Origin of the sequence: Frigidibacter sp. RF13 (genome assembly GCF_026626305.1) — a bacterium.
Lineage (GTDB): Bacteria > Pseudomonadota > Alphaproteobacteria > Rhodobacterales > Rhodobacteraceae > TMP-24.
In genome coordinates this window covers 175,434-189,978 of sequence record NZ_JAPNUE010000001.1, presented here as the reverse complement: position 1 = coordinate 189,978, position 14,545 = coordinate 175,434, and the positions used below count along the sequence as shown (strand labels likewise).

The window sequence follows — 14,545 nt, the reverse complement described above, 5'->3', positions numbered from 1 at the left end:
CAAAACCTAACCGACGGCGATAAAGCGGATCGCCTCGTCCTTGCCCATCAGCCACAAAAGCACCCGAGCCGCCTGACCGCGCGGGCCGGTAAGCTCCGGATCGGTCGCCAGCAACGCCCGCGCATCGCTTTGCGCGACCGCCATCAATGCCGCCTGCCGGTCAAGATCGGCGACGCGGAAGCGTGGCAGGCCGGACTGTGCGGTGCCGACCAGATCGCCCGCGCCGCGCATGGCAAGATCTTCCTCGGCGATGCGAAACCCGTCCTCGCTCTCGCGGAGTATCTGCAGCCGCCGCTCCGCCGCCTCGGACAGGGGCGGCTGATACATCATCAGGCAGGTCGATTCCGCCGCCCCGCGCCCTACCCTGCCGCGCAATTGATGCAGCTGGGCAAGCCCGAAGGTCTCGGCCCGCTCGATCACCATGATCGAGGCATTGGGCACGTTCACCCCCACTTCGATCACGGTCGTCGCCACCAGAACCTTGCTGCGGCCCGCCACGAAATCGGCCATCGCTGCATCCTTGTCGGCGGGCGCCATCTGACCGTGGACCAGCCCCACGACCCCTTCGCCCAAGGCCGCCCGAAGGGTCTTGAACCGGTCCTCCGCCGCGATCAGATCGACCAGCTCGCTTTCCTCGACCAGCGGGCAGACCCAATAGGCCTGCCGCCCCTCGGCCACCGCCTGCCTCAGATGCGCCACCACCTCCTCATACCGCCCCGATGAAATCAGCGCCGTCTTCACCGGCGTCCGTCCGGGCGGTTTCTCATCCAGGACCGAGACATCCATGTCGCCATATTGCGCCAGCGCCAGCGAGCGCGGGATCGGCGTCGCCGTCATCACCAGCACATCCGCCGCGATGCCCTTCGCACCAAGTTCCTTGCGTTGCTCGACCCCGAACCGGTGCTGCTCGTCGATGATCGCGAGCCTCAGGTCGTGGAAGGCCACGTCCTTCTGGAACACGGCATGCGTCCCCACCAGCACCTGCAACTGGCCCGCGGCGAGCGCCTTCAGCTTCGCCGCCCGCTCCGTCCCACGGTCTCGGCCCGACAGGATATCGAGCGTCACGCCGGCACTCTCCGCCAGCGGTTTCAGCCCGTCGAAATGCTGGCGCGCAAGGATTTCCGTGGGCGCCATCATCACGCCCTGCCCGCCCGCCTCGACCGCGTTCAGAAGCGCCATGAAGGCAACCAGTGTCTTGCCCGACCCGACATCGCCCTGCAACAGCCGGCTCATCCGCTTGTCGCACCCCATATCGGCGGCAATCTCGGCAATCGCGCGTTCCTGCGCCGCGGTGGGCTCGTAGGGCAGCGCCGCGCGCACGCGGCCTTGCAGATGCCCGTCCCCCACCGACGCCCTGCCCTTGCCGCGCCGGAAAGCAGTGCGGGCTAGCGACAGGGTCAGCTGATGGGCAAACATCTCGTCATAGGCGAGCCTTAGCCGCGCCGGAGCCTCGGGCGCGCAATCCGCCGCGCCCTTCGGCTGATGGGCGGCCTCCAGTGCTGCCTGCCAGCCCGGCCAGCCCTCGCGCGCCAGAAGCGCGGGGTCGATCCATTCGGACAGGGCTGGCGCCCGCATCAGCGCCGCCCCCGCGGCGCGCGCCATCTGCTTTTGCGTGACCCCGGCGGTCAGGGGATAGACCGGCTCGAACTCCGCCAGTTCGCGCGCCTCCTCAGGGCGCAATATATGGTCGGGATGGACCATCTGCGCCAGCCCGTCGAATATCTCGACCTTGCCAGAGACGATGCGTCGCTGGCCCGTCGGCAATTGCTTGGCAAGGTAATCGCCCTTCAGGTGGAAGAAGACCAGCTGGAACTCCGTCGCGGCATCCCGCACGAAGACCCGGACCGGCCCGCCCTTGCGCCGCGCGGGCACATGGGCGCCGACCTCGACCTCGACCGTCACAGTGGCGGGCAACACCGCATCGCGGATCGAAGCGCGCAGCCGCCGGTCGATGACCGCATAGGGCAAGGTGAAGAGAAAATCCCTCGGCCGCTCGATCCCCAGCGCGGGCAGAAGTTTCGCGGCCTTGGGCCCGATCCCCTCAAGCGTCTCGACATCCGCGAAAAGCGGAAAGAGGACCGCCGGGCGGCTCATCCGCCGATCAGCCTCAGCCAGGCGTCTTCGTCGATGGTTTCGACCCCGAGGCGTTCGGCCTCCTTGGCTTTCGATCCCGCCCCCGGCCCCGCGACCAGCAGATCGGTCTTGGCACTGACCGAACCCGCGACCTTGGCCCCCAGGGCCTCGGCCCGCGCCTTGGCTTCGGCGCGCGTCATCTTTTCGAGCGTCCCGGTAAAGACCACCGTCTTGCCTGCGACCGGGCTGCCTTCGGTCACGGGCCGCGCCACCTCAGCGATCTTCAGCTGCGCGACCAGCCGGTCGATCGAGGCGCGCTCGGCCTCCTGATGGAAGGCATTCACCACCGAGGCCGCCAGCACATCGCCCACCCCGTCAATCGCGGTCAGCGCCTGCCAGTCCGGCCCCTCGCCAACCTGCGCCCCGGTCATCGCCGCCTCGAACGCCTCCCAGGTCCCGTAATTCCGCGCCAGAAGGTTCGCGGCACTTTCGCCGACATGGCGGATGCCAAGCGCAAAGATCACGCGGTTCAGCGGGATCGCCCGCCGGTCCTCGATCGCGGCAAAGAGGTTCGCGGCAGACCGTTCCCCAAACCCGTCGCGGTTCTTCAGCTTGGTCAGGTTCGCTGCATCGCGCGCCGCAAGCGTGAAAATGTCGGCCGGTTCCCGGATCGGCAATTGATCGTCGGCGAAGAACATCTCGATCTGCTTTGCCCCCAGCCCCTCGATATCAAAGGCTCCGCGCGAGACGAAATGCTTCAGTTTCTCGACCGCCTGCGCCGGGCAGATGAGGCCGCCGGTGCAACGGCGGACGGCATCGCCTTCTTCCCGCACGGCGTCCGACCCGCATTCCGGGCAGCGGTGCGGAAAGAAATAGGGTTCCGCGCCTTCGGGCCGTTGCGACAGATCGACATCGGCGATCTTCGGGATCACGTCGCCCGCGCGATACACCTGCACCCAGTCGCCCACGCGGATATCCTTGCCTTCGCGGATCGGGCTGCCCTTGGCGTCGCGCCCGGCGATGTAATCCTCATTGTGCAGCGTCGCGTTCGACACGACGACCCCGCCGACCGTCACCGGCTTAAGCCGCGCCACGGGCGACAGCGCCCCGGTGCGGCCGACCTGAATGTCGATCGCCTCGAGCTGCGTCCAGGCCAGTTCCGCCGGAAACTTATGGGCAATCGCCCAGCGCGGCGTGGTCGAGCGGAAGCCGAGCCGCGCCTGCAGTGCCAGATTGTCGATCTTGTAGACCACGCCGTCGATGTCATAGCCCAAGGTCGCACGCGCCTGTTCAATCTCGCGGTAGGCCACCATCATCTCGGGCAGCGACCGGCAGACCCGCGTCCGGGGGTTGGTCTGGAAGCCCAACGCTGCAAGCCGTTCGACCGCGCCGATCTGCGTGACCGCCAGCGGCTCTGACAGTGCCCCCCAGCTATAGGCAAAGAACCGCAATGGCCGCGCGGCGGTGATGCCGGCGTCCAGCTGGCGCAAGGATCCCGCCGCCGCATTCCTCGGATTGGCGAAGGTCTTCTCGCCCGCCGCTGCCTGTCGCGCATTCAGCGCGGCAAAATCGGCGTGGCTCATATAGACCTCGCCCCGCACCTCTAGAAGGTCCGGCGCCCCTGACAACCGCGCGGGAATATCGGCGATGGTGCGGGCATTGTCGGTGACATTCTCCCCCACCGCCCCATCGCCGCGCGTCGCCGCCTGCACAAGCCAGCCCTTTTCATAGCGCAAGGATAGCGACAGCCCGTCGATCTTGGGCTCCGCCGTCACCGCCAGCTCCGCCTCTGCCGCGAGGTTCAGGAACGACCGCACACGCTCCACGAAATCGGCGGCATCTTCTTCCGAGAAGGCATTTTCCAGCGACAGCATCCGCACCGCATGCGTCACCTTGGCGAACGTCTCCGACGGCGCCGCACCCACCTCTTCCGTCGGGCTCTCCGCCGCCAGATCGGGGAAACGCGCCTCTAGGGCACGAAGCCGTGCCTTCAGCGCATCATAATCGGCATCCGATATCTCCGGCGCGTCCTCGGCATGATAGGCGCGGTTGGCGCGGCGAACCTCTTCAGCGATCCGGGCCCAGTCGGCGCGCGCCTCTGCTTCGCTCATACGTTCCACCGCACCCACCGCCATCGCCACCTCCGGTCTTTCCCCACTGTTAGGATCAAGCCAGCGCCGGGTCCAGCCCCCAGACAGTCAGGCGGTTCTGCAGGGCCAGAGCCGCTCGGGCACTGCTATCGGCCGAAACCAAACGCAGTATTCGAATGCTGTTCATCTTGGCCTAAATACCTCGGGGGCCCGGGGGCAGAGCCGCCGGCGGGTCGGCCCGCCACAGGCGAGACGAAACCCCATACCGATCAACGCACGACCGACCGTAGCCGGGCACGTCTAGCCAGTCTGAAACACATGACCGACGCGCAGAACCGGCACCGGATTCATCCCAGCAGGGCAGTGGCGCTGGCGATCCACTTGCGTGGGCAGCCCAGCGGAGGCTCGGCGGGAACATATGTCAGGATCGCCTGTTGACGGAAACCGCGCCCAAGGCAGAAAGGCGACCTCCGAAACCTCGGGAACCGCCCTTCGCCGGGGCTGGTGCCTGCCGCCGTGCTGAACCCGCTCCGCCCTCTCAGGCGCCGACGGCGACCCGCCGGTCCATGTCCTGCGGATGGGGCTCGCGCAACACATAGCCCCGCCCCCAAACCGTCTCGATGTAATTCTCGCCGCCCGTGGCCTCGGCCAGCTTCTTCCGCAGCTTGCAGATGAAGACATCGATGATCTTCAGTTCCGGCTCGTCCATCCCGCCATAAAGATGATTGAGGAACATCTCCTTGGTGAGCGTCGTGCCTTTCCTGAGACTCAGAAGCTCGAGCATCTGATATTCCTTGCCGGTCAGATGCACCGGCAGTCCGTCGACATCCACGGTCTTGGCGTCGAGGTTCACATTGATATGGCCGGTGCGGATGATCGACTGGGCATGGCCCTTCGAGCGGCGGATGATCGCATGGATGCGCGCCACCAGTTCCTCGCGGTGGAAGGGCTTGGTCAGATAATCGTCGGCGCCGAAGCCGAAACCGCGGATCTTGTTTTCCGTATCGTCGGCGCCCGACAGAATCAGTATGGGCGTGGCGATCTTCGACAGGCGAAGCTGGCGCAGCACCTCATGACCGTTCATGTCTGGCAGGTTCAGATCAAGAAGGATCAGGTCGTAGTCATAGAGCTTCGCCAGATCGATCCCTTCTTCGCCCAGGTCGGTGCAATAGACGTTCAGGTTCGCATGCGTCAGCATCAGTTCGATACTCCGGGAGGTGGTGGGATCGTCTTCAACGAGCAAAATTCTCATGCGCCGCACTCCGCGTTAAAGCCTTCATTACCTTAACCATGGGCCGAAATGGTTAATCACACGTTACCGACGCATTCCAGTATAAAAATACAACCTAAAGTTGGCGATACTTTTGCAAAGCCGTGACCTTCAGTGCCTTTTCGCCATATTGCTCCACCGCCGCACGCCAGAGATCGAACTCCTCCTCGGACAGCGCATAGCGCTCAAGCGCCTCTTTCAGCGGCAACAGACCATGCTGGACCGCGCGCACCACGCGCGCCTTGCGGCTTGCCACCCAGCGCCGCGTTTCCGGCGGCGGCAGATCGGCGCGCGTCATCACCGTTCCATCCGGCAGCGTCACCGCCCTTGGACCGTCGATCTTCTTGAGAAACATCGGGCACCCCCTGACGAACCAGCTCTTCACCGGCGCCAAGCCTCCCAAAGCTGGCTTAATGAGGGGTGAAACCCGGCCTTGTGAGTGTTTCGAATTTTCCTATATTCCGTCGGACCCTGATGAGCATTCCGATGAAAGACCTGCCGCTGAACTCGCTTGGCCTTGCCAAGGCCCCTGCCGACACCCGTGTCGTCGTTGCCATGTCCGGCGGCGTCGACAGTTCGGTCGTGGCCGCCATGCTGAAGGAAGAGGGTTACGATGTGGTGGGTGTGACGCTGCAGCTCTACGATCACGGCGCAGCGCTGGCCAAGAAGGGCGCCTGCTGCGCAGGGCAAGACATCCATGATGCGCGCCGGGTTGCCGAGGCGATGGGGTTCCCGCATTACGTGCTCGATTACGAAAACATGTTCCGCGAGGCGGTCATCGAGGAATTTGCCGATGCCTATCTGGCGGGTGCGACGCCGGTGCCCTGCATCCGCTGCAACGAAAGGGTAAAGTTCAAGGACCTTCTCGCCACCGCGAAGGAGCTTGACGCCGACTGCATGGCGACCGGCCACTATATCCAGCGCAAGATGGGGACGGCGGGACCGGAGCTGCATTGCGCGGCGGACGCGAACCGCGACCAGTCCTATTTCCTCTTCTCGACGACGCCGGAACAGCTTTCATTCCTGCGCTTCCCGCTCGGGCACCTGCCGTCCAAGGCCGAAACCCGCGCGCTTGCAGCGAAGTACGGGCTGTCGGTAGCCGACAAGCCCGATAGCCAGGACATCTGCTTCGTACCGAATGGCAATTATGCCTCGGTAATCGAGAAGCTGCGCCCCGGCGCCGCCGACCCGGGTGAGATCGTGCATCTCGACGGGCGCGTCATGGGCGAACATCGCGGCGTGATCCATTATACGATCGGCCAGCGCCGCGGTCTGGGCGTCGGCGGCACGGGCGATCCGCTCTATGTGGTGAAGCTCGACCCCGACAGCCGCCGGGTGATCGTCGGCCCGAAAGAGGCGCTCGCCACCCGCATCGTGCCGGTGCGCGAGATCAACTGGCTGGGCGACAGCGCCTTCGACAGCGCCGAGGAATGGCAGGTCGCGGTCAAGATCCGCTCGACCCGCCCGCCCCGCCCCGCCGTCATCCGCCCGCTCTCGGCCACCGAGGCGGAGGTGGAACTGCTGGACCCTGAGGATGGCGTGAGCCCCGGGCAGGCCTGCGTCTTCTACGAGAGCGGCAGCACTGGCCCGACCGGCCGCATACTTGGCGGCGGCTGGATCTGGAAGGGGCGCTGATTCCGTCGCGTTCAGCCGACCCGTTCGAGGTCAGGCAAGGGTTTCCAGAAAGAGCCCTGTCGCTTCATCCATCGGAAAGATCATCTCGAGCCGCAACTCCGTGAGCGTTATGTCCTCGCCGCCACCGATCTGGACGAAGGTCGAGAAGAGCGACAGGCGCCGCTCGCCCAGCCGGTAGATCGTGGGGATAAGCGGCGGTGTCTGCCCGGTTCCGGACTGGCGCGCGACATCCGGGTCGGCGGCAAGCCGCGCGGCGGCGCGATCAAGCAAAGCGATGCCGCCGCCCGCCCGGCTTTCCGCCCGAAGGCGCGTGAGAAGATGGGCGCCAACCTCGGGCCAGTTCTCGATCATCGCCTGCGGTCCGCCGGGCAGACCTAGGACGTCGAGAATGCTGTCGCCGGCCCCGAGCCCGGCCGGGCCATAGAGGCGGGCCGCGGCTGGGTTGAGATCGACGATCCGCCAGTCGCGGTCCATCATCACGGCCGGATAGGGCATGTGCCGCTGCATCAGCCGGTCGAGCGCTGCGCGCGCGGGCGCCAGCGCTGCGCTATCAAGCCTGTGCTGACTGAACGCGTCAGAGAACCCCGCAGCAGCGAGCGCACCGTTGGTGTCACCGCGCGGCATCTGCAGCACTTCGGCAAGCCGCAACACCATGGCGCGGCTCGGCCTGGCGCGCCCGGTTTCAAGGAAGGACAGATGGCGGGCGGAAATCCCGGCATCCGCGGCGAGCGCAAGCTGGCTGTAGCGCCTTTTGGTGCGCCAGAGGCGCAGGAGGGAAGGGAAATCGCTCATGCCGCCCAGCCTAGCACCGGTTCGTCGGCAAAACACCTACCCCACAGGTAATTGCTCCGCGCGCGCGACAGCCCCATCGTCGCGCCGATTTGGCGAAAGGAGAAAGATGATGCAACGCGACTTCACCCGGGTGCTCGAGATCGGCGGATGGCTGATCCTTGGCTTCGGCCTGCTGGTGGCAGCCTCGAACCTGCCCGGCTTGAACGGTACGGCCGGTCTGGCATTCGACCTGCTGTTCTGGCCACCGGACGGCGCCGAAAATATCGCGCCCGCCGGGTCGCGCCTGCTCGCCGCCATGCTCGGCGGGGTCGCGGCGGGCTGGGGTGTCTGTCAAATCGGATTGGCCCGTGCCCTTAGCCGATCGGAGCCGGGCGCCGCGCGGCGGGCGGTTCTTTGGGGCTACCTGACCTGGTTCGCGGTCGATGGCGCGGGGTCTCTGGCCGCAGGCGCACCGATGAACCTGATCGGCAATACCTTGTTCCTCGGCCTGCTCCTCTGGCCCTTCCTCGGCCGGGCCGGTCTAGCTGCCGCCAAGCCGGGCCAGAACTGAGCGCGCCGCGCGCAGGCCCGGCGCTTCGGCACCGCGGCCGAGCCGGTCCATCGTCGCCTCCATCGCAGCGAGCTGCGCCGTGCGCGCCGCCGGATCGGCCAGAAGCCGGGCAAGCGCATCGACGATCGGGCCGGGGCGGCAGGCGGGGCCGAGGAATTCTGGCACCGCACGGGTTTCCGACACGATATTGACGAGTGTCACCGTGTCGATCAGCGCCGCGCGCTTCATCATCCACCAGGTGAGCCGGTTGAAGTCGTGCGCGATGACCATCGGTACTCGGTTCGCGGCCAGTTCCAGGCTCACGGTCCCCGAAGCCGCCAGCGCCAGATTGGCGGCGCCGAAGGCGGCGCGTTTGTCGGCGGCGTCGGTCAGGATGAGCGGCGGGTTCTGCCAGCGCGCGGCGCGGTCGCCGACAACCCCGGCGACGCCACGCACTGTGGGGATGGCGATGCGCAGGCCGGGATGGTCTGCCTGGAGCCGGTCTAGCGCCAGTTCGAACCGCGGCATCAGGCGCGTGACCTCTCCCCTGCGGCTGCCGGGCAAGCAGAGGAGCAGCGGCTGGTCCTCATCAATCGAATGGCTTTCTCGGAAGGCGCTTGCCTCTGCCTCGGTCGCGCGCGGCATCGACACCACCGGGTGTCCGACGAAATCGCATGTCATCCCGGCCGCTTCCATATAGGGCGGCTCGAACGGAAAGAGCGCCAGCACATGGTCGATGAGCGGTGCCATCTTCGCGGCCCGCCCCGGCCGCCAGGCCCAGACCGTGGGCGCGACATAGTGGATAGTCTTCTGGCTTGGGTTCGCTTCGCGCACCAGTTTTGCCACGCGCAGCGAGAAGTCCGGGCTGTCGATCGTGATCAGCGCATCGGGCCTCGCAGCCGTCACCGCCGCGGCGGCCTCGGCGATGCGGCGCTTCAGAAACCGGTATTTCGGCAGAACCTCCAGAAGGCCCATGACCGCGAGGTCTTCCATCGGGAAGAGGCTGTCGAGCCCTTCGGCCGCCATCAGCGGCCCGCCCACGCCTTCGAACCTCACATCGGGGCAGAGCGCCTTCAGCCCCGCCATCAGCGCCGCACCAAGCGCGTCGCCCGAGGCTTCTCCGGCGGTGAGGAACAGCTTCATGGCGCCCGCGACCAGAGGAAGAGACCCGCTGACTCCGCTGCCGCGACGGTGGCGGCCCGGTCGAGCAGGAGCGCGCCGCCTGCTTCCCAGGTGATGCCGTTCAGACCGGCGGCGGCGGCACGCGCCACGGTTTCGGGGCCGATGGCGGGCAGATCGACGCGGCGGTCCTGCCCGGGCTTCGGCGCCTTGTAGAGAAGCCCCGTGCGCGGAAACGGGTGCGTGCGGGCGGTGAAATCGAGCATCGCATCAGTCCCCGGCAGCGTCTCGACCGCGAGGCAGAGGCCGCGCGCGACGATGGCCCCCTGCCCGATATCGAGAGCGCCGGTCGCGCCGACGATCTCGGCTGCGCGGGCAGCGTCCTTCACGTCCTGCTCGGAGGGTTGACCGGTCAGGACGCCCTCACCGGGAACAAGGTCGGGGGCGATCTGATCGGCACCGACGACGGTGAAATCCCACTCCTCGAAGATCGCGATCACGGCGCGCAGCGCGGCATCGTCGCCCGACTGGATGGCGCCCAGAAGGCGCGGCACCAGCGTCGCGGTCTGCGCGTCGAACAGTTCGGGCTCGATCTTCGGGCGCCGGACCGCGCCCGCGAAACAGACGCGGGTCACGCCTGCGCCCGCCAGATGATCGAGGAAGGGCACCAGCCGCTCGATCCGGAAGCGCAGCGGTTCGACGCCGTCGATGGTGGCTGGAAACCCGTCCATCTCGGCGACCAGAAAATCCTCGCCTCGTGCGGATAGTTCGCTGGCCAGCAGCCCGGGCAACTGCCCCTGCCCGGCGATGAGCGCGGTCTTGGTCATCTGGGCGCGAGGAAGGAACGGTCCGACGGGCCGAGGATGAAGTTCAGCACTTCCCGGACATATTCATTGTCGGTGCCCTCGTTCGCCCGCTCGCGCGCGCTGTCGCGGAAGGAGCCATGCCCGAGATCGCCCAGAAGGTCGCGCAGGGCGAGGATGTCGGCTTTGCCCGCGCCGCGCCGTTTCAGGCCGACAAGGTTCAGCCCGTCCAAGACACCGCGCGGCCCCTGCACCAGACCGTGCGGGATCACGTCGGCTGTCACCATCGTGACCGCGCCGATCATCGCGCCGCGCCCGATGCGGACGAACTGATGAACGCCGGAAAGGCCGCCCACGATCACGTCATCTTCCAGCACGCAATGGCCGGCGATGGCGACATTGTTCACGAGGATCACCCGGTCGCCGATACGGCAATCATGGGCGACATGGGAGTTTGCCATGAACAGCCCGTCATCGCCGATCCGCGTCACGCCGCCGCCGCCGTCTGTGCCGGGGTTCATCGTCACCCCTTCGCGGATACGGTTGCGGGCGCCGATGACAAGGCGTGTATGTTCGCCCCGGAACTTCAGATCCTGCGGCGCATGGCCGAGCGAGGCGAACGGATAGACAACCGTGCCCTCACCGATTTCGGTCTGCCCATCGATCACCACATGGGATTTCAGCTCTACCCCCGGCCCGAGCGTCACCTCTGGCCCGATGACGCAAAAGGGACCGATGCGACAGTCCGGGCCGATCCCGGCCTCCGGGGCGATGACCGCCGAAGGATGGACGATGGCTCTGGGGTCAATAGCCATGAAAGGTCAGTCCCGAAGATCCATCATTGCGGCGATATCCGCCTCGGCGGCGATCTGGCCGTCGACCATGCCCTGACCGTGGAACTTCCAGATCTTGCCGCCTCCGCGCTTCACTGTCATGTGCAGCTCCAGGACGTCACCGGGCACCACCATGCGGCGGAACTTGCAGGCGTCGATCGACAGGAAATAGGTCAGAAGGTCGCGACCGACAACATCCATCGAGATGCCGACCAGAACGGCGGCGGCCTGCGCCATCGCCTCGATGATCGTGACGCCGGGCATGATCGGCTTTGCGGGGAAATGGCCCTGGAAATGCGGTTCGTTGAAGGTGACGTTCTTGATGCCGACGCAGCTGACGTTCGGGACGATATCCTTGACCTTGTCGATCAGAAGGAACGGATAGCGATGCGGAATGATCCGCTGGATCAGATGGATATCCGCCTCGGTTACAGTGGTGCTGGTCATGAAAATCGTCCCCCGGGCAGTGTGCCACTTTGGGCCTTGCTAACAACATGGCGAGAGGCTGGCAAGCATACGCGCCTCACGGCGCTGTAACAGAGCCCGCGCCGTCGCCCAGTTCCGCATCCGCCGCCGCAATCACCGCATCGGTGATGTCGATCGAGCGGACTGACATGAAGACCGCGCGATTGTCGAGGATCGCAAAGGCGCCCTGCGCCTCCATCACCTTGCCCATGACCGGCAGAACCGCGTCGAAAAAGGCCTTGCGGGCGCTGTCGTGCCGTGCGTTCAGATCGCGCAGCTTGGCGTCCTGCGCCTTGCGGATACCCGTCACTTTCTCATCGAACGCGTCAGCCAGCTTGCGAAAGTCGGCAGGCGGTAGCGTCGGCCGCCGATCGGTCAGATCCTTTTCCTCGGCGGTAAGCGCGGCCTCAATCCGACGGTTTTCAGCCTGCAGGTCGCGCGAGTCCTTTTCGATCTCCGCAAGCGCCCGCTTGCCCCAGGCAGACTGCGTGAACAGCCGTTCCTGATCGACGGTCACCACCGGGCTTTTCGCCGGGGCCTCCTGAGCGCTGGCGGGCAAGGCGCCCGCCATGAGGGCAACGCCCGCAAGACCGGCGAGCGCACCGCGCATCAGAACTGCGTCGAGACGGTGAAGTCGAAGGTCTGCTCTTTGTCGTAACTTTCCTTCTGGATCGCCTTCGAGAAGTTGAAACGCAGCGGGCCGAGCGTCGAATCCCATAGGATCGACACGCCGATCGACGATCTGACGTGGAATGCATCATCCACGCCACCGGGGCTATCGAGCCCCCAGACCGAGCCGATGTCGGCAAAGACACCGCCGGTGATGCCATATTCCTCGGGCAGGCCGAGCGGGAATTCGGCATCAAGTCGCAGCGCCGCGAACATGTTGCCGCCGAGCGCGTCTTGGTTCGTGACGCTCAGATCGCGCGGGCCGATCCCGTTCGATTCGAAGCCGCGGATCTTGCCGTTGCCGGTGAACCGGTCGACAAGCCGGGTATCTGCGCTGCGCGAAACGACCGCACCCGCCTCGAACTCGGCACGCAGGGTCACTTCCTCGTTGAAGACCTTCTTCTGGTATTTCGCCAGACCCGTGGTCGTGATCGTCTCGATATCGCCACCCACGCCCGCGAAATCCTGCCCGAACGTCAGGAGAAGCCGCGAGGTCGGATCGGTCTCGAACCGTTCCGTGTCGAAGCTGAACTGATAGCCGATCGAACTGGTAATCTGGGACCCGCGCGCCTCTTCCGCCTTCAGGATCGATGAGGAATTCGTGTCGACATCAAAGATTTCATCGCTCGATATCTTGTAGCTGAGCTCAAGCCTGGTTCTCTCTGCCAGCGGGAACTCAAGCGACGGCGAGAAGCCCAGACGTTTGGTCGAATAGCGCGAATTCGCGTTTTCCGACGTCCGATACCAGGCGGAGAGTTTCAGTTTCAAGTCGCGGTCCAGCAGGCTCGGCTCGATGAAGGTGATGCCGCTGTCCTTCTGGTCGGCGGTCGTGCCGATCTTCACATTCACATACTGGCCGCGACCGAGGAAGTTCGCCTCGGTCAGGCCAATATTGAAGCCAAGCCCATCGCTGACCGAATAGGAGGCACCGAAGTTCAGCGACCCGGTCGGCTTCTCCTCGACATTCACGTCGACGATCACCTGATCCTCGGACGATCCGCCGCGCGCATTGACCTGCGCATCCTTGAAATAGCCAAGCGCGCGTACCCGCTCCGCGCTCTGGCGGATCTCGCGCGGGTTGAAGGGGTCGCCTTCGACCGTGCGGAACTGCCGACGCACCACCTTGTCGAGTGTGGTCGCATTGCCCTCGATATCGATCCTTTCGACAAACACCTTCGGACCCTTGGTCAGAACGAAGGTGACGTCCAGCGTCTGGGTGGCTTCGTCGCGGCTAATGCGCGGCTCAACCGAGACAAAGTCGAGCCCCTTCTTCACGGCAAGATTCTCAAGCCGGGTGATTGTCGTGTCGATCGCGGTCGGCGAATAGGCCACGCCCTTGCGGAGACGCACCAGATCGCCGAACTCCGTCGCATCGATGCCCTCGACCTCGCTCACCACACGGATGTCGTCGAAGGAATATTTCAGCCCCTCGCGGATCGCGAAAGTGAGGAAGAACCCGTCACGCTCGGTCGAGAATTCCGAAGAGACGCTGGTGACGGCAGCGTCGATATAGCCGCGCGAGCGGTAGAAATCGACGAGAAGCTGCTTGTCCACATCAACCCGGTCGGCCACGAACGTGTCGCGCTGGATGATCTGGCGGAAGATGCCTGCCTGTTTGGTTTCCAGCACCTGCCGCAGACGGCGGTCGGAAAAGGCGCGGTTGCCGGTGAAGGAAAGCCGCTCGACTTCGGTCACCTTGCCTTCGCGAATCTCGAAGACCAGATCGACCTTGTTGTCGCCCCGGTCGATCACCCGCGGCTCGATCCGCGCGGCCAGCCGCCCGCTCTCGGTATAGGCCTCGATCAGCGCCTGGGCGTCGGCCTCGGCCTGCGCCGCCGAATAGACCCGGCGCGACTGTGATTTGATGACCTTGGCGAGGTCCTCGTCCTTGATCTTCTTGTTGCCTTCGAAATTGATGATGTTGATCGTCGGGTTCTCGACCACCCGGATGATCAGCGTCCCGCCTGAGGGGACGACATCGACCGAGGCGAAAAGACCGGAATCGTTCAGGCGCTGGACGACGTCGTTCAGGGCGCCGTCACTGATCGACTGCCCCTTCGGCACGGCGGCGAAGGAAAGAATCGTCGCCGGATCGATGAGCGCGTTCCCCTCGATTCGGATATCGGAGAACGTGTAGCTCGCCGCCGAGGCTGGCAGGCCCGCAGCGGTCAGGAAAAGCACGGTGCAAAGGGCTGTGCGGCTCAGAAGCCCGACCTGACGTCTCATCATTTTCCCCGCCGGTGAATTCGTTTTTTGCCGTTCCTGAC

Annotated in this window: 13 protein-coding genes; 2 read left to right on the top strand and 11 right to left on the bottom strand. The window is 65.4% G+C overall.

Annotated features, from left to right (window positions below; all coding sequences use genetic code 11):
• Nucleotides 1-6: 6 nt before the first annotated feature.
• The 4 genes from recG to sciP form a co-directional block, all read right to left on the bottom strand.
• Complete coding sequence (recG, locus tag OU426_RS00910) at nucleotides 7-2,094, bottom strand: ATP-dependent DNA helicase RecG (RefSeq protein ID WP_267631958.1); 2,088 nt, start codon at nucleotides 2,092-2,094, stop codon at nucleotides 7-9.
• Nucleotides 2,091-4,208, bottom strand: coding sequence for an NAD-dependent DNA ligase LigA (gene ligA, locus OU426_RS00905; RefSeq protein WP_267631957.1), 2,118 nt, complete (start codon nucleotides 4,206-4,208; stop codon nucleotides 2,091-2,093). Before ligA ends, recG begins: the two co-directional genes overlap by 4 nt.
• Before the next feature lie 493 nt (nucleotides 4,209-4,701).
• Nucleotides 4,702-5,415 (bottom strand): response regulator transcription factor CtrA, encoded by a 714-nt coding sequence (gene ctrA / locus OU426_RS00900; protein WP_267631956.1) that lies wholly within the window; start codon nucleotides 5,413-5,415, stop codon nucleotides 4,702-4,704.
• A gap of 94 nt (nucleotides 5,416-5,509) precedes the next feature.
• Nucleotides 5,510-5,788 carry a CtrA inhibitor SciP gene (sciP, locus tag OU426_RS00895; RefSeq protein WP_267631955.1) on the bottom strand — a complete coding sequence of 93 codons (279 nt, stop codon included), beginning with the start codon at nucleotides 5,786-5,788 and terminating at the stop codon, nucleotides 5,510-5,512.
• A gap of 131 nt (nucleotides 5,789-5,919) precedes the next feature.
• Between sciP and mnmA the strand changes: the two genes are divergently transcribed.
• Entirely contained in the window at nucleotides 5,920-7,068 is a 1,149-nt protein-coding gene (mnmA, locus tag OU426_RS00890) for a tRNA 2-thiouridine(34) synthase MnmA (RefSeq protein ID WP_267632883.1), read from the top strand.
• A 30-nt stretch (nucleotides 7,069-7,098) separates the two neighbouring features.
• Here the strand turns inward: mnmA and OU426_RS00885 are convergent, their stop codons facing one another.
• A complete protein-coding gene (locus OU426_RS00885; RefSeq protein ID WP_267631953.1) occupies nucleotides 7,099-7,860 on the bottom strand; it encodes a helix-turn-helix domain-containing protein in 762 nt (253 codons plus the stop codon).
• 109 nt (nucleotides 7,861-7,969) lie between these two features.
• On the opposite strand from OU426_RS00885, the gene OU426_RS00880 reads away from it, so the two are divergent.
• A complete protein-coding gene (locus OU426_RS00880; protein WP_267631952.1) occupies nucleotides 7,970-8,410 on the top strand; it encodes a hypothetical protein in 441 nt (146 codons plus the stop codon).
• Here OU426_RS00880 and lpxB read toward each other — a convergent pair.
• The 6 genes from lpxB to bamA form a co-directional block, all read right to left on the bottom strand.
• Nucleotides 8,381-9,532 carry a lipid-A-disaccharide synthase gene (gene lpxB, locus OU426_RS00875; protein WP_267631951.1) on the bottom strand — a complete coding sequence of 384 codons (1,152 nt, stop codon included), beginning with the start codon at nucleotides 9,530-9,532 and terminating at the stop codon, nucleotides 8,381-8,383. The two genes, OU426_RS00880 and lpxB, sit on opposite strands and share 30 nt — an antisense overlap.
• Nucleotides 9,529-10,335, bottom strand: coding sequence for an LpxI family protein (locus OU426_RS00870; RefSeq protein WP_267631950.1), 807 nt, complete (start codon nucleotides 10,333-10,335; stop codon nucleotides 9,529-9,531). The genes lpxB and OU426_RS00870 overlap by 4 nt, the downstream gene beginning before the upstream one ends.
• Entirely contained in the window at nucleotides 10,332-11,126 is a 795-nt protein-coding gene (gene lpxA, locus OU426_RS00865) for an acyl-ACP--UDP-N-acetylglucosamine O-acyltransferase (RefSeq protein ID WP_267631949.1), read from the bottom strand. Before lpxA ends, OU426_RS00870 begins: the two co-directional genes overlap by 4 nt.
• Before the next feature lie 6 nt (nucleotides 11,127-11,132).
• Complete coding sequence (gene fabZ, locus OU426_RS00860; protein WP_267631948.1) at nucleotides 11,133-11,591, bottom strand: 3-hydroxyacyl-ACP dehydratase FabZ; 459 nt, start codon at nucleotides 11,589-11,591, stop codon at nucleotides 11,133-11,135.
• Nucleotides 11,592-11,667: 76 nt separating this feature from the next.
• On the bottom strand, nucleotides 11,668-12,219 hold the full coding sequence (locus OU426_RS00855; protein ID WP_267631946.1) for an OmpH/Skp family outer membrane protein: 552 nt from the start codon (nucleotides 12,217-12,219) through the stop codon (nucleotides 11,668-11,670).
• Entirely contained in the window at nucleotides 12,219-14,507 is a 2,289-nt protein-coding gene (gene bamA, locus OU426_RS00850) for an outer membrane protein assembly factor BamA (protein ID WP_420712557.1), read from the bottom strand. Before bamA ends, OU426_RS00855 begins: the two co-directional genes overlap by 1 nt.
• Nucleotides 14,508-14,545 lie beyond the last annotated feature (38 nt).

Excerpts from the sequence above, each read along its gene's own strand:
- recG (WP_267631958.1), bottom strand. The coding sequence starts at position 2,094 with ATGAGCCGCCCGGCGGTCCTCTTTCCGCTTTTCGCGGATGTCGAGACG.
- ligA (WP_267631957.1), bottom strand. The coding sequence starts at position 4,208 with ATGGCGGTGGGTGCGGTGGAACGTATGAGCGAAGCAGAGGCGCGCGCC.
- ctrA (WP_267631956.1), bottom strand. The coding sequence starts at position 5,415 with ATGAGAATTTTGCTCGTTGAAGACGATCCCACCACCTCCCGGAGTATC.
- sciP (WP_267631955.1), bottom strand. The coding sequence starts at position 5,788 with ATGTTTCTCAAGAAGATCGACGGTCCAAGGGCGGTGACGCTGCCGGAT.
- mnmA (WP_267632883.1), top strand. The coding sequence starts at position 5,920 with ATGAAAGACCTGCCGCTGAACTCGCTTGGCCTTGCCAAGGCCCCTGCC.
- OU426_RS00885 (WP_267631953.1), bottom strand. The coding sequence starts at position 7,860 with ATGAGCGATTTCCCTTCCCTCCTGCGCCTCTGGCGCACCAAAAGGCGC.
- OU426_RS00880 (WP_267631952.1), top strand. The coding sequence starts at position 7,970 with ATGCAACGCGACTTCACCCGGGTGCTCGAGATCGGCGGATGGCTGATC.
- lpxB (WP_267631951.1), bottom strand. The coding sequence starts at position 9,532 with ATGAAGCTGTTCCTCACCGCCGGAGAAGCCTCGGGCGACGCGCTTGGT.
- OU426_RS00870 (WP_267631950.1), bottom strand. The coding sequence starts at position 10,335 with ATGACCAAGACCGCGCTCATCGCCGGGCAGGGGCAGTTGCCCGGGCTG.
- lpxA (WP_267631949.1), bottom strand. The coding sequence starts at position 11,126 with ATGGCTATTGACCCCAGAGCCATCGTCCATCCTTCGGCGGTCATCGCC.
- fabZ (WP_267631948.1), bottom strand. The coding sequence starts at position 11,591 with ATGACCAGCACCACTGTAACCGAGGCGGATATCCATCTGATCCAGCGG.
- OU426_RS00855 (WP_267631946.1), bottom strand. The coding sequence starts at position 12,219 with ATGCGCGGTGCGCTCGCCGGTCTTGCGGGCGTTGCCCTCATGGCGGGC.
- bamA (WP_420712557.1), bottom strand. The coding sequence starts at position 14,507 with ATGATGAGACGTCAGGTCGGGCTTCTGAGCCGCACAGCCCTTTGCACC.